Below are 26854 nucleotides of genomic sequence, written 5' to 3' on the forward strand. Positions count from 1 at the left end.
GTGATTCGTATTCGATCGCATTCGTGTCGAATGCCGATGGTATTCGTAGATGTGCCCTTCGATGTGAAGAACACACCAATTGTTATTCAGGTGTATTACCGAGATGAGAATCGACGACCGGCCCGATCACCGAGGCAGCGTCTGCATTGGTCATCTCGTTGTGGAAAACGTCGACATCGTGGATGACGATATCTCCTGTCACATACGGCCGCCATTCTTGCGGGGATCGAACAATTCCATCGCTCGCACCCTTCGTTGCGGAGAAGAACAAAACATCTCCGTCGAACACGTCAGGGACGAACTCGGCCATTATTCGAGTCGAGTTCTCGAATCCCGCATTGATACGCCGGAGATGATCGGCGGAAACGCCGGTCGTCTGCCCCAACGACTCGTCGAGCAGTTCGACGCCCCGCTCGTAGGTCAACGGCTCGGTCGACGGCTGAGCCGTCAGGTCGAGCCCCAATCCCGCGAGCAGATTCTCGACACTCAACGCTCCCCGGCCGGTTCGCCGTCGTGGCCGTCGACGTAGCTGTCCAACAGCGCGAGAGTCTGAACATCGCTGCCGCTGCTGCGTAGTTCCACCGCTATCGCATGAGCGAGCGAGCCGCCGAGTGACCAGCCGAGAAGGTGGTAGGGACCCACCGGCTGGACGGCACGAATCTCGTCGGCGTAGCGGTGAGCGAGATCGCGAATGGATCCGAAGCTCGACCCTTCCACGATGCTCGGCAGCTGCAGACCGTAAACAGGCCGGTCGTCACTCAGGTGTGAGACGAGACCGGCGTATCCCCACGACAAGCCGATTCCCGGGTGGACGCAGAACAACGGGGCCTTGGACCCGCTGCCGCGCAGCGGAATCACCACACCGAACACCGAATCGAGATCCGCGCCGCCGGTGTCGGCATCCGCTGCGACCCGTGCGGCCAAACCTGCCGGAGTCGGATCGACGAACAGCGCTTGTAGCGGGACCCGAACTCCGATGGCGTTCTCGATGGCGGGCACGATCTTCGTGGCCACCAGCGACGTTCCGCCCAACTCGAAGAAGTTGTCGTCCATGCCGACTCGATCGACCCCGAGAACCTGTGCGAACGCATCGGCGATCGCCGCTTCCACATCGGTGGTCGGTGCCCGGTACGGAGTTGTCGACGTCGTCAGTTCCGGAACCGGCAGTGCTCGCCGGTCGAGCTTGCCCACCGGAGTGAGCGGAATGTCGTCGAGCTCGATGATCGCCGACGGAACCATATGCCGTGGAAGCAGTTTGGCGACGCGATCGCGAAGAGCCTCGGTGTCGATAGTTTCGCCATCGGCCGCAAGGACGTAGGAGACGAGGACGGTGTCACCGGACGCTGCCGTGTGGCCGATCGTGGCGGCGAACCCGACCTGGTCGTGCTCGGTGAGGGCGGAGTCGATCTCACCGAGTTCGATCCGGAAACCGCGCACCTTGACCTGGAAGTCACTGCGTCCGACGAACTCGACGGCCCCTGCACTTCCCCAGCGCACGACGTCGCCGGTTCGATACATCCGATCGCCCGGAGTGCCGAAGGGATCGGCGACGAAGCGCTCGGATGTCAGCCCGAAACGACCGAGGTATCCGCGGGCAGTACCGGGACCGGCGATGTAGAGCTCGCCGGACACTCCGGCCGGGACCGGCCGCAGTCGTGCGTCGAGCACCAGGAACCGGAATCCGGTTCCAGGCCTGCCGACGTCCACTGTGCCACCGGGCACCAACGGTCCACCGACACTTGCCTGAATGGTGGTCTCGGTCGGACCGTAGCCGTTGAACATCTTGCGGCCCGGTGCCCATTTCGCCACCAACTCAGGAGTACAGGCCTCACCTCCGACGGCAAGGACCCGAACGCTGCCCAGACGTGTCTCGTCGATCGACGACAGCGCCGCGGGCGTCAGGAACGCATGCGTGACGTGCTCGGATTCGAGCAGGTCGGCCAAGTCGCCGCCGCCGAAGACTCCCGGCGGCACGATCACGACGGTGGCACCGACTCCGAACGCCATCGTCAGCTCGTAGATCGATGCGTCGAAACTCGGCGACGCGATGTGCGAAACACGCGAATCCCGTGTGGGGCGGAACCGCTCGAGCACCTCGGCCTGGAGGTTGGCCAAGCCACGGTGCCGCACTGCAACGCCCTTCGGGCGACCGGTCGAACCCGAGGTGTAGATCAGGTAGGCGGGGTGGTCGATGTGCAGGGTCGCCGTGCGCTCGACGTCGGTCACCGCGTCTGCCGGGTAGCGAGACAACTCCGCGGACGTTTCCGGATCGTCCAGAACCAGCCACGGGACGGTGTCCGGCAGCGATTGCATGCTGTCGATGTCGGTCAGACCCATTGCGGCATGGGAATCCTCGAGCATGTGCGCGATTCGGTCCGCCGGGTAGTTCGGATCGACGGGCAGGAATGCGGCACCGGTCTTGGCCACAGCCCACACCGACAGCACCGACTCGATCGATCGAGGCAGCGCCAACGCGACGAACGTCTCGGGACCGACGCCGTAATCGATCAGCATCCGAGCGATCCGGTTGGACCAGCTGTCGAGGTCGGCGTAGGAAAGGCTGATGCCTCGGTAGGTGACGGCGACTGCGTACGGGTCGAGCGCGACCGCCGCCGCGAGCAACTCCGGCCACGTCCGGACTGCCGCGTCCGCATTACCTCGCGCCGGCACCAACGTGCGCTGCTCGTCGGTGCCCAGAATTTCGATGTCTCCGACCACCGTGTGCCGGTTGCGTCCGACGGCATCGAGAACGCGAATCAGTCGCGCCGCGACGGCCTCGACGCTGGCCGCGTCGAACAGCGATGTGGCGTAGTCGAATGCGGCCTCGAAGCCGGACGGACGCCCCGCCTCGTCGAAGGTCTCGGACAGCAGCAACTGCAGATCCTGCTTGGCTACCGGAACGTCGAAGTCGAAGCCTTCGACGCGGAGGTCCGGAAGCTCGAGCGAGGCCCTCTCGTTGTTCTGGAACGACAGCGCGACCTGTGACAGCGGAGCGTATGCCGTCGAACGAGTGGGATTGAGAACCTCGACGATTCTCTCGAAGGGCATTTCGGTGTGACCGAACGCGTCGAGATCGTGTGCCTTGACCTGGTTCAGCAGATCGTCGAACGTCGCGGATTCGTCCACCCGGCTGCGCAGCACGAGCGTGTTGACGAACATACCCACGAGGTCGTCGAGCGCCGCGTCACCGCGCCCGGCCACAGGGGTGGTGATCGCGATGTCGTCGGTGCCGCTCAAACGAGCCAGCACGACCGCGAACGCGGCGTGCAGAACCATGAACATGCTGACGTTCTTCTCGCGTGTGATATCGCCGAGCGCCCGATGAATGTCGGCATCGACCGTGAAGCGAACTCGGCCACCGCGGAAGTCCTGAGTGGTCGGCCTCGGTCGGTCCGTCGGCAACGGCAGCAGATCGGGAAGACCCGCGAGCGCGGTGGACCAGTGCTCGAGCTGAGCCGCTGCCACGCTCGACGGGTCCTGCTCGTCTCCCAGCAGCGAACGCTGCCAGATCGTGTAGTCGGCGTACTGGACGGGAAGCGGCTGCCAATTCGGTTCCTGGCCTGCACTGCGCGCCGAGTACGCGAGCACGACGTCGCGAGCGAGAGGTGCCATCGACGCGCCGTCGGCGGCGATGTGGTGCACCACCATGGCGAGTACGAAGACGTGATCCTCGGACGCGTCGACGCCGGCGTCGAGCACCTCGAACAGCTCGACGTGCACCGGGATTTCGGTTTTCACGTCGAATCCTCGACCGGCCAACAGAGCCACTCGATCGGTCAGAACAGCAGCATCGATCCGTTCGGATTCGACCGCAGGCGCGACCTCGGCAGCCGGGTGCACGAGCTGCACCGGGAACTCCGGACCGTCGGGGAAGGTCGTGCGTAGAGACTCGTGGCGCCCCAGAACATCGACCACCGCGTCGGCCAGCGCAGCGGTGTCGAGCCGTCCGGTCAGTTTGACGACCAACGGCACGTTGTACGCCGCCGACGAGGTGTCGAACTGGTTGATGAACCACATCCGCTGCTGAGCGAGCGAGAGCGGAATGTGCTCCGGACGCGCCGCGGCAACGAGAGCCGGCCGCTGCGCGCTCGTGTCGGCAGTTCCGACTGCGCTCGCCAGTCCCGACACCGTCGGGGTCTCGAAGATGGTGCGGACACCGATCGAGGTACCGAACTCGGCGTTGACGCGAGCGATCACCCGCGTTGCGCTGAGCGAGTCGCCACCGAGCTCGAAGAAGCCATCGTCCGCACCGACTCGATCCACCTCGAGGATCTCGGCGAAGACCGCCGCGACCGTCAGCTCGGCAGGCGAGCCCGGCTCGCGGTAGGACGTCGCCGAGCCGAACTCCGGTACCGGAAGTGCGGCGCGGTCGAGCTTGCCCACCGGAGTGAGCGGTATCGACTCGAGCACGACGATGGCACTGGGCACCATGTGCGACGGCAACGCGTCGGCGAGATGATCGCGCAGAACCGCCGTGTCGAAGGTATCGACCGTCTCTGCCGGGTTGTCCCCCGTCAGGCGCACGTACGCCACGAGAACAGTGGCACCGGTCGGCCCGGGAGTTCCGAATGTTGCCGCGAAGTCGACCGACGGATGTGTGGAGAGCGCGGCGTCGATCTCACCGAGTTCGATGCGGAAGCCGCGGACCTTGACCTGGGAGTCGCTGCGACCGACGTACTCGATGGTCAGATCCGGCGACCAGCGCACCACATCTCCGGTGCGGTACATGCGGGCACCGGGAGCGCCGAACGGATCGGCGACGAATCGTTCGGCCGTCAGTCCCATCCGATCGTGGTAACCGCGGGCCAACCCGACGCCTGCGAGATACAGCTCACCCGCCACCCCGACGGGAACCGGCTGCAGTCGCGAGTCGAGGACCACCTCGTACACACCTCGCACCGGTCCGCCGATCGACACCGGCTCGCCGGCGACCATCGGTGCACTGATGTTGGACATGATCGTGGCCTCGGTCGGTCCGTACCCGTTGAACAGGTTGCGGCCCGGAGCCCACTTGGTGACCAACTCGGCCGGGACGGCCTCGCCGCCGACGACGACGTCCGCGAACGTGTCGAGCCCGGCAGGATCGACCGAGGCCAGGGCGGACGGGGTGATGAAGCCGTGCGTGACCGATTCCTCGGCCAGCAGCGTAGCCAGCTCGGCTCCGCCGTACACCGTGGGCGGAACGATCACCATCGTGGCTCCGACGCCGAACGCGAGCAGGTACTCGAGCACGGACGCGTCGAAACTGGGCGACGAAACATGAAGTGTGCGTGAGTCCTTCGTGACCCCATAGCGCTCGCGCTGCTCGGTCGCGAAGTTGTCGAGGCCGGAGTGGGTAACCACGACCCCCTTCGGAACACCCGTCGAACCCGACGTGTAGATCGTGTACGCGGCACTCGAGAGGGTGACGCGACCATGGCGTTCGTAGTCGGCGATGGGCTCGTCGCTCACCGCGTTCGGACCGTCGGTGGCGAGGTCGTCCAGGACGATCCACGGCACGGTCGACGGCAGATCGTCGAGGTGGGTGCGGGTGGTGACACCGAATGTTGCGCCGGAGTCGGCCAGCATGTGCTCGATGCGATCGGCCGGGTAGTTCGGATCGACCGGTACGAACGCGGCGCCGGACTTGGCGACGGCCCAGACGGTCAGCACCGACTCGATGGATCGTGCGATCCCGAGAGCGACGAACGTCTCGGTGCGCACACCGTGACCGAGCAGAATGCGCGCGAGCCGGTTCGACTGTCGATCCAGCTCGCGGTACGTCAACTCGCCGTCGACGCTGCGCACCGCGATGGCATCCGGGTCGACGGCGGCTGCGTCGGAGAAGATCTCCGGCAGCAACCGAGTCGAGCGGCCTTCGAGTCCGAATACCGGAGCCAGCGAACCGAATTCGGCATCGGCGAGCAGGCTGAGTCGAGCCAGCGGCTGCTGCTCGTCGGTCAGCACCGCATCGAGTACCCGCTCGACTCGATCGACGATCGCGTGTACGTCCTCGAGCTCGAACAGTTCGGGCAGGTACTTGGCCTTGAGGTTCAAGCGCTCGTCGACCGACGACACCAGAGTGAGCGGGTAGTGCGCGGCGTCGGTTCCGAGGATGTCCGTCACCTGCATTCCTGCGAAATCCGTTGCCGCAGAGGCTCCGGCGCGATCGACCGGGTACGACTCGAACACCGTGAGCGTGTCGAAGGCGACGCCGGCACCGGCTGCGCGCTGGATGTCGGTCAGACCGAGGTAGTGGTGGTCGAGCAGCGCTGCCTGTTCGGCCTGCACGCGATCGACCAGAGCGCCCAGAGTCTCGGTCCGATCGAGCGTGACCCTGACGGGCAACGTGTTGATGAAGAGCCCGATCATGCCTTCGATGCCAGGAACCTCAGGCGGCCGACCCGACACGGTGGCACCGAAGACGACGTCTTCGCGTCCGGTCAGAGTGGCGAGCACGATGCCCCACGCGGTCTGAACGAGGGTGTTCAGAGTGGAACCGCGGCGCGCCGCGAAATCGCGCAGTGCCGCTGTGGTCTCGATCGACAGCGACCGCTCTGTCTCGCTCGAGACGGTGGACAACTGTCGACCCCGATCACCGGTGACCAGCAGTGTCGGCTCCTCGACACCCGCCATCGCGCTGACCCACTGCGCAGTGGAGATGGCGACGTCGCGTTGCCGCATCCACGCGAGGTAGTCCCGGTACGCGGGCACCCGCGGCAGCATCGAATCGTCGGACTCGGTGACGTAGAGCGTGATCAGTTCCTTGACGACCAGCGGCGTCGACCAGCCGTCGAGCAGGATGTGGTGATTGGTCAGCAGCAGTCGCCAGTGATCGTCGGCGAGGGTGATCAGCGTGAACCGAAGCAGCGGCGCAGAGTCCATCTCGAACCGCACACCGCGGTCGGCTGCGAGGACCTCTTCCAAGGCCGCATCGACATCGGATTCGCCGCGCAGATCGACCTCGGACCAGGGAACCGTCACCGAACTCTGCACGATCTGCAGAGATTCGCCGGTGCTGTTGTGCACGAACGCTGCTCGCAAGTTCGGATGGCGAGAGACGAGCTTGTTCACAGCGGAGTGCATCCGCTCGGCATCGACGACGCCGCGCAGCTCGAGACCGAGCTGCACCATGTAGGCGTCGACGCCTGCACTGTCGCTGCCGACCTCGCCGGCGAGGCGCGCGTGGAAGAGCAACCCGGCCTGCAGGGGCGACATCGACCACACGTCGTCGAGGTCGGGGAACTGCTTCTCGAGCACCTCGATGGAGCGCTGATCTATGTCGACCAGTTCCAGGTCGGACGGGGAGAAGCCGCCGGCACCCTCGGTCGAGGCGTGCTCAGTGATCGCTGTCAGTGCCTGCGTCCACAGTTCGATCAACCGATCGACCTCGTCGGCATCGAGGATGCCTGCCGGGAACGCGAAGGTGGCGTCGAGCTGCGGACCGTCGGGTGTCGACGTGGTGACGGCGTTGATGTCCAGCGCAGCCGGCACGGGCATGTCCGGATTCTGCGCGTCGCCCAGTTCGGCATCGGCCACCGGAATCCAGCCCACGTCGGCCATGCCTTCGGTGGTTCCGGTCGAGAATCGCCCGAGGTAGTTGAAGCTGACCTGCGGCGCGGCGAAGTCGGACAGCGCTGCGGTTCCAGCGGAATCGAGGTACCGCAACATGCCGTAGCCGATTCCGTGATCCGGGATCTCGAGCAGCTGTTCCTTGACCGCCTTGATCAGTGCACCGGCGGAGTCTCCACCCGACAACGCGTCGGCGATGTCCACCGAACCGAGGTCGAGTCGCACCGGGAAGATCGTGGTGAACCAGCCGACGGTTCTGCCGAGATCGGCTCCGGGAACCACGGCGTCTTCACGGCCATGGCCTTCCAGCGTGATCAGCGCGCTGCGGACAGCGGCTCCCCGTTCGCGACGCCACGCGGTCAGTGCCAATGCCAACCCGGCCAGGAGGCCGTCGTTGACGCTGCCACGGAAGACGTTCGGCACCGTGGTCAGCAGGCGCTCGGTCACCTCGACGGGCAGTGATGTGCGGATGCGCTGCACGGTGGCGTCGACGTCGATGCTCTTGTCCAGTGGTCGCGAACCGATCGTCGGATCGGCACCGCTGAGAATCCGCTGCCACAGCTCGACCTCGTCGGCGCGGCTCGCGGTGACCTCGGTCAATCCGGTGGACCACCGCCGCATCGATGTGCCGATCGGTGCGAGCGCAGGCTCGTCGCCCGCGATGATCTGGCTCCATGCCGTCGCGAGATCCGGGACGAGGATGCGCCACGAAACGCCGTCGATCACGAGGTGATGCGCGACGACGAGCAGTCGGCCGGACCCGTTCGGGCCCTGGAACCACACCATCTGCACCATGACCCCGTCGGCTGGGACCAGTCGATCTGCTGCGGCGTCGAGTTCTGTTGCGGCGCAGGAGGAGAACTCGGCTCCCTCCACGGAATCGACCGCGACCGCGTGGATGACCGACGCTGCGGACACGGTGCCGATCGGCGATACTTCCTCGTGCCAGATGCCGTCGGCATCCTGGAACAGCCTCGACCGGAGCATGTCGTGACGATCGAGCGCGGACTGGACGGTGCGCTCGAGCGTCTCGCTCTCGATGCTGACCGGAAGCTGAAGCAGGGCAGTCTGGGTGTAGCGACCGAAGTCGGTGCTGCGGTCCAACATCCAGCGAACGACGGGTGTCAGAGGCAGCGAGCCGACTCCCCCACCGTCGAGTTCATCCAGTACGACGGCGTCGCCCCCGAGAACGACGACCTCGGCCAACGCCGCGACGGTCTTGCGCTCGAAGATGTCGCGCGGAGCCAGGACCAGACCGGCGGCCTTGGCACGTGAGACCAGCTGGATGGACATGATGCTGTCGCCGCCGAGTGCGAAGAACGAGTCGTCGACGCCGACGGTGTCGAGGCCGAGGACGTCGGCGAACAATCCGGCGAGGATCGACTCGACTTCGGTTGCCGGCAAACGGCTTTCGGTCACGTTGGCGGAGAAGTCCGGAGCCGGCAGTGCTCGGCGATCGAGCTTTCCGTTGGCGGTGAGCGGTAGCTCTTCCAGCACGATCAGCGCAGCCGGAACCATGTAGGACGTCAGCGAGTGTCCGACGAATTCGAGAACGGCGGAGTGGTCGAGGGTTCGACCCGCCTCGGCGACGACGTATCCGATCAGTCGATCACCTGACCCGTCGTCGCGGACCGAGACCACAGAAGCGGCGACACCGTCGTATGCCAGCAGAGCACTTTCGATCTCGCCGAGCTCGATGCGGAAACCGTGCAACTGCACCTGCATGTCGCTGCGGCCCAGGTATTCCAGTGCCCCGTCACGATTCCACCGCGCGGTGTCACCGGTGCGGTACATCCGGGCACCGGACTCGCCGGCCGGATCGGCGACGAATCGGGTGGCCGACAACCCGGCCCGGCCGAGGTAGCCGCGAGAGAGCTGTGCCCCCGAGACGTACATTTCACCGGTCACACCCGGCGGAACCGGATTGAGACGGGTGTCGAGAACAGCGACGTGCAGCGCCGGAATCGCCTGGCCGATGACGCTGGCCGAGGCCGAGGCGGCGAACTGTTCGGTCAGGGCCAGGTGGCTCACGTGGACGGTCGTCTCGGTGATGCCGTACATGTTGACCAGGGTCGGCGCAGCTTCGTCGTGTCGGGCGTACCAGCGAGCCAACTGACCGAGATCGAGTGCCTCGCCGCCGAAGATCACGTAGCGCAGCGAGAGATCGGCGTCCGCGGTTCCGGCGAGGTTTCCGGTGGCCACTCGATCCGCTTCCGCGAACTGGTAGAACGCCGTCGGTGTCTGGTTGAGCACCGTGACCTTCTCGCGTACCAGCAACTCGCGGAACAGCTCCGGCGAGCGTGCGGTGTAGTAGTCGACGACGACGAGCGTTCCGCCGTGCAGCAGCGGTCCCCACAGCTCCCATACCGAGAAGTCGAACGCATACGAGTGGAACATCGTCCAGACGTCGCGATCGTCGAAATCGAAGAGATCAGCGGTGTTCGCGAACAGCGTCGCCACGTTGCGGTGCGCGATCTGCACGCCCTTGGGGCGACCGGTACTGCCCGAGGTGTAGATGACATACGCGATCGAATCGGCACTGGTGCCACCCGAGCGGTCCGCATCGGTCAGCGGGGCACCGGACATGGCGTCCAGTTCGGCCATCAGCTCGGGCGAATCGATCTCGAGGACATCGAGATCCGAGGCCGGCACTGCCGCACTGTCGGCGACCGTGGAGATCACACAGATGGGTGAAGCGTCCTCGAGCATGAACGCCAGCCGATCCGCTGGGTAGGACACGTCGATCGGAAGGTAGCCGCCACCGGACTTGATCACCGCGAGCAGCGCGACGATCAGCTCCTCGTTGCGCGGCATCGCGACCGCCACGAGCGATTCCGAAGTCACACCGCGCCGGACGAGCAGTCGTGCGAGTCGGCTCGACCGGTCGTCCAACTCGGCGTAGGTCAGCGAGTGATCGCCGAAGACGACTGCACGCGAGTCGGGGAATCGCGCTGCAGCGGTGGCGAATCGATCGGCCAACGTCGCGTCGGATGCCTCGAGGCCCGCGTGGTTCCACTCACCCGTCATGGCGTCGAGCTCGCCCGGGAGCAGGAGGTCGATATCGCCGACGGCGCGCTCGGGAGCGATTGTCACGGCGGAGAGCACAGCGCCGAATCGTGCCGAGAACTCCTCGACGGACGATTCCTCGAACAGATCTGTCGCGTAGGTGATCGCGGCGGTCATCCCGGCAGGCGCACCGGATTCGTCGAACTGTTCGGCGACGGTCAGCTGCAGATCGAATTTCGCGACGTGCGCGTCGATGTCGACGGCCTCGACCGTGAGCTCCGGCAGTTCGAGTGCGGCCGACGTGTTGTTCTGGAATTCGACGAGCACCTGGAACAGCGGCGAACGATCGGTCGAACGTGCGGGGTCGAGAACGTCGACGAGTCGCTCGAACGGAACATCGGTATTCTCGAACGCAGCCAGATCGGCTGTGCGCGTGGCCTGGAGCAGATCGGTGAACGAGAGCCCCGGTGCCACCTGCGTGCGCAGAACCAGGGTGCCGACGAACATGCCGATCAGGTCGTCGAGTGCGGCGTCGCCTCGACCGGCGATCGGCGTTCCCACAGCGATGTCCTCGGTGCCGCTGATGCGTGCCATCAAAATCGACCATGCCGCGTGCACGGCCATGAAGACGGTCGCCACGTTGGCGCGTGCGATCTCGACCAGTCCGGCATGGGTTGCTCGGTCGATCTCGAATCGAACGCTGTTCCCGCGCATGGACTGCCGAGTGGGCCGCGGGTGATCGAGCGGCAACGGCAGCACGTCGGGAAGATCCGCCAGGGTGGTCTTCCAGAAGTCCAACTGCTGCGCGGCAAGGGACGCGGGATCGGACTCGTCGCCGAGGACGGTGCGTTGCCAGATCGCGAAGTCCGCGTACTGAACGTCGAGCGGTGTCCACATCGGAGCGCCGGTGGCTACGCGAGAACCGTAGGCGACCATGACATCGCGCGCCAAGGGTGCCATGGACGCGCCGTCAGCGGCGATGTGGTGCACGACGATCGAGAGCACGAACTCGTCCGGTGCCACCCGGTACAGGACCGCGCGGAACGGCAGATCGGTCGAGACGTCGAATCCTGTTGCGGCAGCGGCCGAGATGGCCGCAACGACCTCGGTGGCATCCAGATCGACGACAGCGAGTTCGGTTCTCACCGTCTGCGCGTCGAGGATCTTCTGCTCGGGGCGCTCCCTGTGGGTGGGGAACACCGTGCGCAGCGACTCGTGACGTTCGAGGACGTCCCCGACTGACGCACTCATCGCGGCGATGTCGAGTCGACCCGTGAGCCTTACCGCTAGCGGGATGTTGTAGGCCGCAGAATCGACGTCGAACTGATTGATGAACCACATCCGTTGCTGCGCCAGCGACAACGGGATCGAATCCGGTCGCGGCTTCGCCACGAGTGCGGGACGGCGCAGGGTGCCGGCCGGATTGCTGTGCACCCGCACCGCAAGTGACTCGACGGTGGGTGCCTCGAACAATGCGCGCACGCTGATCGTGGTGTCCAGGGCAGAATTGACTCGCGCAGTGAGTCTGGTGGCACTGAGCGAGTCCCCACCCAGGTCGAAGAAGCTCGAATCGATTCCGACGCCGTCGATCCCCAGTACCTCGCCGAAGATGTCGGCAATGACCTGCTCGGTGTCGTTGCGCGGTGCACGCGAGTCGCCCCCGAGATGAAGATCGGGCGCAGGCAGGGCGTTGCGGTCCAGCTTGCCGGCCGGTGTCAACGGAATCGACTCGAGCGCGACGAAGGCCGTCGGGATCATATGTGTCGGTAGCGAATTCGACACATGAGTGCGCAGAGCTGCCGCATCGACCTGCTCGCCGGACCTCGGCAGAACGTAGGCGACCAGAATCGTGTTGCCTGTCGGGCCGTCGACACCCACAGTGGTCGCGAACTCGACCGTCGGATCGTCGGTCAGGACAGCGTCGATCTCGCCCAGTTCGATGCGGAAACCACGCACCTTGACCTGGAAGTCGCTGCGCCCGACGTATTCGAGCGTTCCCGACTCGGTCCACCGCACCACATCGCCGGTGCGGTACATCCTGGCACCGTTCTCTCCGAACGGATTCGCGACGAAACGGTCTGCGGTCAGACCGGATCGGTCATGGTAGCCACGTGCCAGTGCCGGCCCGGCGAGATAGAGCTCACCTACAACCCCGACCGGGACGGGATGCAGCCGCGCGTCGAGAACGACCTCGCTGAAACCGATTGTCGGAGCACCGATGTCGATGGCGGAGTCGACGTGCAGTCGATCGCTGATGGACGAGAAGATCGTCGCCTCGGTCGGACCGTACGCGTTGAACATTCGACGACCCGGTGCCCAGCGGGCCACGAGCTCGGGCGGACACACATCGCCACCGGTGGCGACCACGGCCAACTCGGTCAGGCCGTCCGGATCCACCGATGCCAGTGCGGCGGGCGTGACGAACGCATGCGTGACGCGCTGTGCTGCGAGCAGTTCGGCCAACTCGATGCCGCCGTAGACCGAAGTCGGCGCGATGACCATGGTCGCGGCACCCGAGAACACCATGAGCAGTTCGAGGATCGAGGCGTCGAAGCTCGGGGACGCGAACGCGAGAACCCTGGCGTTCGGGGTCACCTCGAAACGAGTCCGCTCCTCCTCGGCCAGATTCGCCAGCCCGCGGTGGGTGACGGTGACGCCCTTGGGAACACCCGTCGAGCCCGAGGTGTAGATCAGGTACGCGACCTGATCGATGTGCATCGGACGAACACGGCCGACGTCGAGAACCGGCGCGGTCGAGTGACCCGCGAGTTCGGCGCGCGTGTCCTCGTGGTCGAGCACGGTCCACCGAGCCGAGCCGAGATCTGCGACCGCAGCCACGTGCTCGGACAGGGTAAGGCCGATCGACGCGTTCGAGTCGACGAGCATGTGTTCGACGCGATCGCGTGGGTAGCTCGGATCGATCGGCAGGAATGCCGCCCCGGTCTTGGCGACTGCCCAGATGCCGAGTACCGATTCGACGGACCGGGGCAGAGCCAGGGCAACGACGGTTTCCGGGCCGGCGCCGCGTGCGATCAATGTTCGTGCAAGAGCTGATGATTGCGCGTCGAGTTCGGCGTAGTCGACGGTGCGACCCTCGCTCCACAGAGCGGTGCCGTGCAGGTTCGAAGCAGCGGCGTCGGTGAGGATATCGGGAAGCAGTCGTGCACCCGACGATGCCGGTCCCCGAACCGGTGCCAGACGGCGCAGTTCTTCCTCGGACAGCAACGACAGCGCTCCGACACGGTTACCGGTGTCGGTGGCGATGGCCTCGAGAACCCGCACGATCCTGTCGACCGTCGCCGCAACGACGCTGTGCTCGAACAACTCCGGCAGGTACTTCGCCTCGATGTGCAGCCGGTCGTCGACCATGGCGACCAAGGTCAGCGGATACTGCGCTGTGTCGCTGCCGTCGTGCACATCGTGCACCTGCATTCCGGCGAGGTCGGTTTCCGCCGACAATCCCGCGCGGTCCATCGGGTACGACTCGAAGACCGTCAGGGTGTCGAAGGCGACGGCCGGTCCCACTGCTCGCTGAATATCGGTGAGGCCGAGGTAGTGGTGATCGAGCAGAGCGGCCTGTTCGGCCTGCACCCGCTCGAGGTACTCGCCGAGTGTCTCCGACGGATCGAGCACGATCCGCACCGGCAGAGTGTTGATGAACAGACCGACCATCGACTCGATGTCGGAGACCTCCGGTGGGCGTCCGGACACGGTGGCACCGAACACGACGTCGGTGCGTCCGGTCAGACTGCCGAGAACCAGGGCCCACGACGCCTGCACCATGGAGTTCATCGTGACGCCACGGGCACGAGCGACGCTGCGCAGGCGGTTCGTCTGCTCCACATCGAGCGAGACCAACGAACGGCCGGCCAAAGTCGACTCCTGGCGTCGGCTCTCGACCGGCGTCAACAGGGTCGGCTCGGCCAACCCTGCGAGCGCGTTCGTCCACGCCTTCAGAGCCGACGAGCGATCGCGCTTGGCCAGCCACGACAGGTAGTCGCGATAGGCGGGAACCCGCGGGAGCACGGTTTCATCGCCGTCGACCACGTAGAGCGTCAGCAGGTCCTTGAGCAGCAGCGGCGTGGACCAACCGTCGAGCAGGATGTGGTGGTTGGTCATCACCAGACGCCACTGGCCCGGTGCCACGGTGATGAGCATGAAGCGCAACAGAGGTGCCTGCGCCATGTTGAATCGGGTGGCTCGGTCCTCGTGTTCGATGCGATCGAGCTCGACAGCTCGATCTTCGACGTCCAGTTCGGTCAGGTCGATCGACGACCAGGGAGCGTCCACGTCGTGGTGGACGATCTGGATGGACTCGCCGTCGTTGTTGTGCACGAAGGCAGTCCGCAGATTCGCGTGTCTACGCAGGAGCGCCCGAGCAGCACGTCGGAACCGCGCTTCGTCGACACTTCCGCGCAAGTCCAACACGAGTTGGACGATGTAGGCGTCGACGGACTGATCCGACAGCTCGGCGTGGAACAGCAAACCGGCCTGCAGGGGCGTCATGGACCAGATGTCGTCCAGCGTGGGATAGACACGTTCGAGGTCGTCGATGGAACTCTGATCGAGCCGCACCAGATCGAGGTCGGACGGCGTGAACCCACCGGCCCCCGGTCGCTGGGCGAGCTGCGTCAGCGCGGTGAGGGCCTGACGCCACAGCTCCGCCAGTTCGGCGACCTCGTCGGCGTCCAGCACTCCGGTGGGGAATGCGAACGTCGCCTCGAGCCGCGGGCCGGTCGGCGTCGCGGTGGTGACGGCATTGATGTCGAGGACCGCTGCGACCGGTAGATCGTGGTCCTGCGAATCGCCGACACCGGAGTCGTCGACCGGCAGCCAGCCGTGTCCGCGGAGCTCGTCCGGGACATCGGTGCTGTAGCGGCCGAGATAGTTGAAACTGACCTGGGGAGCCGGGAAGTCGCGCAGAGCAGCGGCACCGTCCTCGTCCAGGTAGCGGAGCATGCCGTAACCGATGCCGTGATCGGGAACTGCCAGCAACTGCTCCTTGACCGACTTGATCAGTCGCGCTGCGTCGGCACCGCCGGCGAGTGCATCGTCCAGGTCCAGACCGGCGAGAGTCAGCCTGAGCGGGTAAATCGTGGTGAACCAACCGATGGTCCGGCCGAGATCGGCACCGGGTACCACGTGGTCCTCGCGGCCATGACCTTCCAGCGAGATGAGAGCGTCGTCCACGGGCACTCCTCGACCACGTCGCCACACCGCTGTAGCGAGCGCGAGGGCCGCGAGCAGGCCGTCGTTGACGCTGCCGTGGAACGCGTCGGGCAGTGCTGTCAGGAACCCCTCGGTGACGTCGGTGGACAGCGTCAACTCGACCTTGTCCACTGTCCGGTACACGTCGATCTCGCGATCGAGTGCGCGCGATCCGATGAGTGGATCCGGTTGTGCCAGAACGTCGCGCCAGATCGCCAGCTCGTCGCCGCGGGTGGCGGTGACCTCACGCAACCCGTGCGACCAACGACGCATGGAGGTGCCGACCGGAGCCAGCTCAGGAGTGCTTCCGCCGATGATCTGGGCCCATGCCGACGCGAGGTCCGGAACCAGGATTCGCCAGGACACGCCGTCGATGACCAGGTGGTGGGCGACAACGAGCAGACGGCTCCCCTCGGAGCCGGCGTCGAACCACACCATCTGGATCATCACACCGGAATCGGGAGCCAGACGCCCGACGGCAGCGGCGGCCTCGGTGGTGGCCTGCTCCGAGAAGGCTGGTCCCTGAACCGTTGTCGACGACACACGATGCACGACGGACCGAGCCGTCACTGATCCAACCGGCAGGACCTCCATCGACGGTACGTCGCCGCGGTGCAGTACGCCGCGGAGCATGTCGTGGTGGTCGAGGACGGTCTGGACAGTCGCCTCGAGCACATCGAGTTCGATGTCGACGGGAAGTGTGAGAACCGCTGTCTGAGTGTGCTGGTCGAGCACGGCGGTGCGGTCGAGCATCCAGTGCACGATCGGGGTAGCCGGAACGTCACCGACGCCGCCGCCGGGAAGCTCTTCGAGTACGACGGGGACGGTGCCGTCTCCGGACGCGACCACCTCGGCGAGCGCCGCAACGGTCTTGTGCTCGAACACATCTCGTGGCGACAGGGACAGTCCGGCCGCCTTGGCACGCGAAACCAGCTGAATCGACATGATGCTGTCGCCGCCGAGGGCGAAGAACGAATCGTCGACGCCGACGCGGTCCAGTCGAAGAACCTCGGCGAACAATCCCGCCAACGTCTTCTCGACGGCGTTGTCCGCATCGCGACCGGCCGTGACCTGAGCGGACCAGTCCGGTTCGGGGAGTGCGTTTCGGTCGAGTTTGCCTGCCGGAGTGAGAGGAATCGACTCCAACATCACGAACGCCGACGGCACCATGTGCGCAGGCAACACCGAACCGGCATGCTCGCGCAACGCATCCGCCTCGACCGCGGCACCGGCCACCGGCAACACATACGAGACCAACACCGTCGACCCGGCAGCAGACTCACGACCGATGGTGACCACGAAATCGACACCCGACACCGCCGCCAACACCGAATCGATCTCACCCAACTCGATCCGGAAACCACGCACCTTCACCTGAAAATCGCTACGCCCCACATACTCCAACGCACCCGAAGCATTCCACCGCACCACATCACCGGTGCGATACATCCGCGAACCCGCACCACCGAACGGATTGGCCACGAACCGCTCCGCCGTCAAACCCAACCGCGCGTGATACCCACGAGACAACGCCGGACCCGCCAGATACAACTCACCCACCACACCCACCGGCACCGGATTCAACCGCGAATCCAACACCACCTCCGCGAAACCGATCGTCGGCGAACCGATATCGACCGACTCCCCCACCACCAACGCCGACGAAATCGACGAGAAAATCGTCGCCTCCGTCGGACCGTACGCATTGAACATCCGCCGACCCGGCGCCCACCGCGCCACCAACTCCGGCGCACACACATCACCACCGGTCACCACCACCTCGACCGACTCCAACCCCACCGGATCCACCGACGCCAACGCCGCAGGCGTGACGAACGCATGAGAGACCCGCTCGGCGGCCAGCAACGACGCCAACTCCACCCCACCGAACACCAACGGCGGCGCAATCACCATCGTCGCCCCACCCGAAAACGCCAACACGAACTCGAGAATCGAGGCATCGAAACTCGGCGAGGCAAACGCCAACACCCGCGACGACGGCCCCACACCGAACCGAACCCGCTCCTCGGTAGCCAAGTTCCCCACACCACGATGAGTGACCACCACACCCTTGGGCACACCCGTCGAACCCGACGTGTAAATCAGATACGCCGCATCATCGAGCCGCAACACACCCGAACGCTCGGCATCCAACACCGGAGCAGACGACCGAAACGCCAGATCCGCCACCACATCGGCATCATCGAGCACCACCCACGACACCCCACCCACACCCGAGAGCGCACCCACATCCGCACCCAACGTCACACCCACCACAGCACCCGAATCGACCAACATGTGCTCGATCCGATCCACCGGATAATTCGGATCCACCGGCAAGAACGCACCACCGGCCTTCGCCACCGCCCACACCGCCACCACAGACTCCACCGACCGCGCCAACGCCAACGCCACGAACGACCCCGGACCCACCCCACACGACATCAACATCCGCGCCAACCGCGACGACGCCGCATCCAACTCACCATACGAAACAACCCGCGAACCCGACACCACCGCAACACCACCGACACCAGCAACACCCACAGCACCAGCCAACAACTCCGGCAACACCACACCCACCACAGACCGCGGACCACGCACCGGAGCCAACGAGTCGTACTCGTTGGCAGAGAGAATCTCGATGTCACCGACTCGGATGGCCGGCGTGGCCGTCACGGCGTCGAGGATTCGTACGAGGCGATCGGCGAGAACCCGGACGGTATCGGCATCGAAGAGTTCTGTGGCGTAGCGGAATCCGGCTTCGATGCCGACCGGTGCGCCGGACCTGTCGAATTCCTCCGAGATCGTCAACTGCAGGTCGAAGTTGGCGATGTCGTTGGGGAGCTCGATGCTCTCGATCGACAGTCCGGGCAACGTCACCGTCGGTCGGTCGGTCTGCTGGAACTCGAGCATCACCTGAAACAACGGTGCATGGGCAGTCGATCTCGCGGGATCGACCGCATCGACCACTCGCTCGAACGGGACGTCCGAATGAGTGAATGCGGCCAGGTCGACGGAGCGAACATCCGAGAGCAGGTCCTCGAACCGAGTCGAGCCGGGCACCTGCGTGCGCAGCACGAGGGTGTTGACGAACATGCCGACGAGTTCGTCGAGTGCGGCGTCTCCTCGGCCCGAGATCGGCGTTCCGACCGAGATGTCCTCGGCACCCGAGAGTCGAGCCAGAAGGACGGCCAGAGCCGCGTGCACGATCATGAACGAGCTCGAATTGTGCTCGGCGGCAACAGCAGCGAGTCGAGAATGAATTGCGGCGTCGATCTCGAACGTGACGCTGTCGCCGCGCAGGGATGCCACCGCGGGACGTGGGCGATCGGTCGGCAACGGCAGGACCTCGGGGCTGCCGGACAGTGTGTCGACCCAGTAGGTGAGCTGTTTGGCCATCAACGACTCGGGATCGGACTCCGCGCCGAGGAATCGGCGCTGCCACAGGGCGTAATCGGCATACTGCACCGGCAACGGTTCCTGGCTCGGTGCGTGTCCTGCAGCGCGGGCGCTGTAGGACACCATCAGGTCGCGGGCCAGCGGAGCGCTCGAGAACCCGTCGGAGGAGATGTGGTGCACCACCATCACGAGCACATGCTCGTTCTCGCGCACCCGAACCAGGCGGACTCGCAGCGGAACATCGGCCACCACGTCGAAGCCCGCGCCGGCGACGTCGGCGATCAACTCGAGGACGTGACGCTCGTCGCTCGCGAGAATCGGAGTCAGATCCGGCAGTGCCGATGCCACGTCGAGGATCGACTGCACCGGAGCGTCGTCGGTCAGCGGGAACATCGTGCGCAGCGACTCGTGTCGGCTCAACACGTCACCGATGGCCGAGTGCATCGCGTCGACATCGAGCACACCGCTCAGGCGCATGGCGAACGCGACGTTGTAGGCAGCCGACTCGGTGTCGTACTGATTGATGAACCACATCCGCTGCTGCGCCAGCGACAGCGGCACCTCGTCCGGTCGCTCCTGCGGAACCAGTCGAGGGGCGGCCGCAGCATCGTGCTCGCCGAGCTCGATGCCTGCCGACAGCGCTCGCACGGTGGGGGCGTCGAACAGATCCCTGATGCCGATGTCGGTTCCGAGTACCGCGTTGATTCGCGCCACCAACCGCATCGCGATCAGCGAGTTGCCACCGATCTCGAAGAAGCTCGACGTGACGCTGACCTGAGCGATGCCGAGCAGATCACCGAAGACACCGGCGACGATCTCTTCGACCGGGTTCTCGGGCCCGAAGAACTCCGATGCAGCGACGGTGAATTCGGGCGCAGGCAATGCCTTGCGGTCGAGCTTGCCGCTGGCGTTGACCGGAAGCGAGTCGAGTACCACCACGTGTGAGGGCACCATGTACCCCGGGAGGCGGCGCGCGGCCTCGGCCGTCAGCTGCGCGGGGTCGACGGCGGAACCGTGCGCACCGACCACGTAGGCCACGAGGGTCTCACCGGTGTTCGGGTCCTTGTGCACCAACGCGATCGCCTGTGCGACGGACTCCGATCGAAGGAGAACCGCCTCGATCTCGGGTAGTTCGATGCGGAGGCCACGCAGCTTGACCTGGAAGTCCGTGCGGCCGATGTACTCGAGTTCGCCGTCGGCGCGCCAACGCACCAGATCGCCTGTGCGATAGAGCCTCTCGCCCGGCTCGCCGAACGGATCTGCGATGAAGCGATCCGCTGTGAGGTCGCCGCGACCGACGTACCCACGAGCGAGCTGCACGCCTGCGAGATACAGCTCGCCGGGTGCACCGATCGGAGCCGGTCGCAACGAGGCGTCGAGCACGTACAAACGCGTGTTCCACACCGGTGCGCCGATGGGAATCGAGACAGCGTCGCGCCCGGTCACGTGGTAGTAGCTGACGTCGACGGCCGCTTCGGTCGGACCGTAGAGGTTGTGCAGTTCCGCGAGGGAGAACTGCGCGAATTGCGCCGCGGTGGCGGGCGGAAGGGCCTCGCCGCTGCAGAAGACCAGTCGAAGCGAGACACATTCGGCGGCCCGTGCTCCTGCCGCGAACACCGCGAGCATCGACGGTACGAAGTGCGCCGTGGTGATGTGCTCGTCCGCGATGATGCGGGACAGGTACACGGGATCGCGGTGTCCGTCGGGTTCGGCCACGACGAGCTTGGCACCGACCTGCAGCGGCCAGAAGAACTCCCACACCGAGACGTCGAACGTGGCCGGAGTCTTCTGCAGAACGGTGTCCGCAGGTTCGAGGTGATATTCGTGCTGCATCCACAGCAACCGGTTCACGATGGCCGAGTGCGTGACTGCGACGCCCTTGGGCCGACCGGTCGAACCGGAGGTGTAGATGACGTATGCGGTGTTCGAGCCGTGCAGTCTTCCCAGACGGTCCGAATCGGTGATCGAGGAGTGGTCGCGATCGGAGACGTCGAGTAGATCGACAGCGAGGACCGGAGTTGCCACCGGGATGTTGATCCAGTCGCGGCTCGTGGTGAGGATGCACACGGGCTGGGCGCTGGAGAGGACGTAGGACGAACGCTCGACCGGATGGTCCGGATCGATCGGCACATAGGCTCCACCGGCCTTGACGATCGCGTACATACCGACGAGCAGGTCGACCGACCGTCGGATCGCCAGGCCGACATGGGATTCCGGTGTCACGCCGAGCGAGATGAGGTGTCGTGCGAGCTGATTCGCACGTTCGTCCAGTTCGAGATAGGTGATGTGCTCGTCCTCGAACACGAGCGCGGTCGAGTACGGACTGCGCTGCACCTGTCGGTCGAAGAGGCTGCTGAGCGTCATGTCGACGCCGCCGACCGGAATCTGTTGGTGGACCGGAGGTTCGATCAGACGTGCGGTGTCGTTCCACTCGAACAGGACGAGTTCGCGCTCCGCGGCGGACAGGATGTCGATGTCGCCGGTGCGTACGTCCGTCGACGTTCCGATGGTCGACACGATCCGCAGGAAGCGATCGACGAACCGGTCGATGGTTTCGGGATCGAACAGATCTGTGGCGTAGGTGAACGAAGCCGACAGTGCACCGGACGGGTCGACGGGCTCCTGATCCACGCGCAGCTGTAGATCGAATTTGGCTGTGTCGGTGCTGATCTCCTCGAACCGAACGGTGAGATCGGGCAGCTCCAACGTGACAGCTGCATTGTTCTGGAACTCGAGCAGAACCTGGAACAGCGGCGAATGGTCGGTCGACCTCACCGGATCGAGTACATCGACCAGTCGCTCGAACGGGATGTCGGTGTTGTCGAAGGCGGCGAGGTCGGAGCTACGAGTGTCGGCGAGCAATTCGGCAAAGGTCGCTCGAGGCTCGACCTGTGTTCGCAGGACGAGGGTCCCGACGAACATGCCCACGAGGTCGTCGAGGGCAGCGTCGCCTCGACCGGCGATCGGAGTACCTATGGCGATGTCCGCAGTGCCGCTCAGGCGCGCGAGCAGCAACGCAAGCGCGGAATGGACGACCATGAACAGCGTCGAGTCCTGTTCGGCGGCCACCGAACTCAACCGAGCGGCGACATCGCCGGGAATCGTGAACGGTGTGACACTGCCGCGCATCGACTGCCGGGTGGGGCGCGGGCGATCGAGCGGCATCGGCAAGACGTCCGGCAGGTCTGCCAGCGCCGACTGCCAGAATTCGATCTGCCGCGACGCCACCGAGGTGGAGTCGCTCTCGTCGCCGAGAACAGCGTGCTGCCACAGCGCGAAGTCCGCGTACTGGACGGCGAGTGGCTCCCACATCGGAGCAGCACCAGCGGACCGGGCACCGTAGGCGACCATCACGTCTCGGGCCAGCGGCGCCATCGACGCACCGTCCGCCGCAATGTGGTGGACGACGATGGAGAGTACGAAGCTCTCCGAGCCGGTCCGGTACAGCACCGCGCGGAAAGGAAGATCGACCGTGACGTCGAATCCTGTTGTCGCAGCGGTACGGACGAGCGCATCGACCGAACCGGCGTCGACGTCGACCACCTCGAGGGGGAGCTTCGATCCGGTGACGTCCTCGACCGGTGCGATGACCTGGTTCGGCAGATCGCCCACCGTCGGGAACACCGTGCGCAGCGACTCGTGCCGGGACAGCACGTCGCCGACGGCCGCAGCCATCGCGCTCACGTCCAGACGACCGGTCAGGCGCACGGTGAGCGGGATGTTGTAGGCGGGCGAGGACACATCGAACTGGTTGATGAACCACATCCGCTGTTGCGCGAGAGACAGCGGGATCGAGGCGGGCCGGTCGACGGGGACGAGTGCCGGACGGCGATGCAGCGACGCGCCCTTGGCTTCGGCACGTTCGGCCAGAGTCCGAACCGTCGACGCCTCGAACAGATCCAGCACCTTCAGATCGGTTCCGAGAGCCGAATTGACCCGTGCGATCAAACGCGTTGCCACGAGGGAGTTTCCGCCGAGGTCGAAGAAGCTGTCGGTGACGCCGACCCGATCGACCTCGAGAACGTCGCAGAACACTGTCGCCACCGCGGCTTCGTATTCCGTCTCTGCGGCCTCGAATGCACCCTGCGAGCCGAGTTCGGGTTCGGGGAGTGCGTTTCGGTCGAGTTTGCCTGCCGGAGTGAGAGGAATCGACTCCAACATCACGAACGCCGACGGCACCATGTGCGCAGGCAACACCGAACCGGCATGCTCGCGCAACGCATCCGCCTCGACCGCGGCACCGGCCACCGGCAACACATACGAGACCAACACCGTCGACCCGGCAGCAGACTCACGACCGATGGTGACCACGAAATCGACACCCGACACCGCCGCCAACACCGAATCGATCTCACCCAACTCGATCCGGAAACCACGCACCTTCACCTGAAAATCGCTACGCCCCACATACTCCAACGCACCCGAAGCATTCCACCGCACCACATCACCGGTGCGATACATCCGCGAACCCGCACCACCGAACGGATTGGCCACGAACCGCTCCGCCGTCAAACCCAACCGCGCGTGATACCCACGAGACAACGCCGGACCCGCCAGATACAACTCACCCACCACACCCACCGGCACCGGATTCAACCGCGAATCCAACACCACCTCCGCGAAACCGATCGTCGGCGAACCGATATCGACCGACTCCCCCACCACCAACGCCGACGAAATCGACGAGAAAATCGTCGCCTCCGTCGGACCGTACGCATTGAACATCCGCCGACCCGGCGCCCACCGCGCCACCAACTCCGGCGCACACACATCACCACCGGTCACCACCACCTCGACCGACTCCAACCCCACCGGATCCACCGACGCCAACGCCGCAGGCGTGACGAACGCATGAGAGACCCGCTCGGCGGCCAGCAACGACGCCAACTCCACCCCACCGAACACCAACGGCGGCGCAATCACCATCGTCGCCCCACCCGAAAACGCCAACACGAACTCGAGAATCGAGGCATCGAAACTCGGCGAGGCAAACGCCAACACCCGCGACGACGGCCCCACACCGAACCGAACCCGCTCCTCGGTAGCCAAGTTCCCCACACCACGATGAGTGACCACCACACCCTTGGGCACACCCGTCGAACCCGACGTGTAAATCAGATACGCCGCATCATCGAGCCGCAACACACCCGAACGCTCGGCATCCAACACCGGAGCAGACGACCGAAACGCCAGATCCGCCACCACATCGGCATCATCGAGCACCACCCACGACACCCCACCCACACCCGAGAGCGCACCCACATCCGCACCCAACGTCACACCCACCACAGCACCCGAATCGACCAACATGTGCTCGATCCGATCCACCGGATAATTCGGATCCACCGGCAAGAACGCACCACCGGCCTTCGCCACCGCCCACACCGCCACCACAGACTCCACCGACCGCGCCAACGCCAACGCCACGAACGACCCCGGACCCACCCCACACGACATCAACATCCGCGCCAACCGCGACGACGCCGCATCCAACTCACCATACGAAACAACCCGCGAACCCGACACCACCGCAACACCACCGACACCAGCAACACCCACAGCACCAGCCAACAACTCCGGCAACACCACACCCACCACAGACCGCGGACCACGCACCGGAGCCAGGCGAGCGCGCTCGGCGGTGGACAGCAGGTCCACATCGCCGATCAGCAGATCCGGCTCGCTGGTCAGAGCGTCGAGCATCCGTACGAGGCGGCGGGCGAGCTGCGCCATGCTCGCGGCGTCGAACAGTTCTGTGACGTAGTCGAAAACGACTGCGGGAGTATCGGACTCGTCGACAGTGACGACCAGATCCATGCCGATCCCGTCCCTCGGCAGTGCGGACGGACCGAACCGGAGCGCTACCTGAGCAAGCGGGCTGTGCGATTCCGAGCCCGGCAGACCGAGGGCCACAGCGACGTCGTCGAACGACGTATGACCGTGCGCCATCGCAGCATCGAAGTCGATGCCGGAGGCATCGACGAACTCGGCGAACGAGTGGCGAACGTCGGGCCTGGTCCGGAGTACCACGGTGTTGTCGTCATCCGCGGGCACCGCGATCGACACGTCGTCGGTGTTCGCCAGTCGCGAAAGCAACACGGCGAGAGCGGATTCGAAGACCACGAACGGAGTCGTGGAACGTTCGGCCGCCAATCGAGCCACCCCGGACCACGATTCGGATCCGATGATCACCTCGTGGGATGCGCGAACGTGACCGATGTGCGAGGGGCGCGGTCGGTCGGTCGGAAGATCGAGGAGATCCGGGGCATCGGCGAGCCGATCGGTCCAGTAGGCGAGCTGGGCTGCGGCGCGACGCCGGCGTTGGCCTTCGCGTGCGCTGTCCGGATGTACGTCGAGAACGGCGACATCGGGCCCGGCCGCGATGAAGGATTCCACCATCTCCACGAAGCTCGAATGGTGCGCGGTGAGGTCGTCGTCGTCGTAGCGGTTGGGGTTGGCCCTGAAGTCGACGAACGTCCTGGCCGGAGAACCGCTCTGATACACGTTGACCAGAAGATCCTCGACCGGGCCCGAGGTCACGATGTTGAACTCGCCGACGATCGAGCCCAGGTTGATCTGCTGATGGAACAGCATCATGTTGACCATCGGGCCGGAAAGCTGTTTGTCGCTGCCCGAGGCCGCCAGCTCGCGCCGAATGTCCTCGATGCTGAAGCGCTGATGCCGCAGGGCACCCATCAGTTCGAGCTGCACCTGCTGTACCAGCTCGCCGACGGTCGCGTCCTGCGGCACGTGGATCGAAATGGGTGCGACGTTGACCAGCATTCCACCGGATCGGCGAAGCAGTGCGGTGGTGCGCGCGGACACCGGGATGTTGACCGAGACGTCCTCTCGCCCGGTCATTCGCGAGAGATAGCAGCCGAAGGCGGCGATGAACACCGCGGCCGCGGTTCCGCCCTTGGTCGCGTCGGACGCCTCGAGGTCGGCGACGACATCCTCGGGCAGAGCGACGCTGCGCAGTTTACTGGCGGCGATCGTGCGACCGGCCGTGTTGGACAGAGAAGCCCCGTCGTGGATGTCCGCGGCGCGAGCCGTCCAGTACTCCTTGTCGGACTCGAAGCGGGACGACGTCCGGTATTCCTGATCGAGCTCGTAGAGTCGGCGAAGCTCGGCCGCCTTGTTGGGGGCAGGCTCGACGTGTTCGACGGCCGCCGTGTACAGGGCTGCGGTTCGATTGACGAGCGTCATCGCACCGTAGCCGTCGAGAGCGACGTGGTGAATTTTGCTGTACCAGAGGTTGCGATCGTCCTCGACCTGGATGATCCAGCTCTCGACGAGGGGATCGTGTTCCATGTCGACAGGCTGCACGTAGTTCTCGTCGATCCAGTGCAGCGCCGAGGTCATGGGATCGTCTTCGCCGCGCAGATCCAGGTAGTGCACGGACTGGTCGATGGAGTGATCGACCATCTGGACCGGTTCGCCGTCCACCTCGGCAAGTCTCAGGTAGGCAGATTGGAATTCGTGTGCCGCGCGAGCCGTCGCGTCTTGGAGCACGGCGATGTCGAGGTTGCCGCGAAGGTCGACGTATTGTGCGATACAGACCGGGACGTCAGGGGCCAGCTGCTGGGCGAACCACATGCCACGCTGAGCGGATGACAGCGGGAAGCCGTTCTCGAAACCGGGGCCGGTCGGGGGCGTCTGAGACCCACCCGTAATTGCTGCGCGCATT

General features: G+C 65.3%; 2 protein-coding genes. Both read right to left on the reverse strand.

Features of this window, described 5'->3' with window-relative positions:
- Nucleotides 1-82: 82 nt before the first annotated feature.
- Entirely contained in the window at nucleotides 83-490 is a 408-nt protein-coding gene (locus AYK61_RS27730) for a hypothetical protein (protein WP_259467922.1), read from the reverse strand.
- A complete protein-coding gene (locus tag AYK61_RS03645; RefSeq protein ID WP_259467923.1) occupies nucleotides 487-26853 on the reverse strand; it encodes a non-ribosomal peptide synthase/polyketide synthase in 26367 nt (8788 codons plus the stop codon). The genes AYK61_RS27730 and AYK61_RS03645 overlap by 4 nt, the downstream gene beginning before the upstream one ends.
- Between the last annotated feature and the right edge of the window lies 1 nt (nucleotide 26854).

Source organism: Rhodococcus sp. SBT000017, assembly GCF_003688915.1.
GTDB lineage: Bacteria > Actinomycetota > Actinomycetes > Mycobacteriales > Mycobacteriaceae > Rhodococcoides.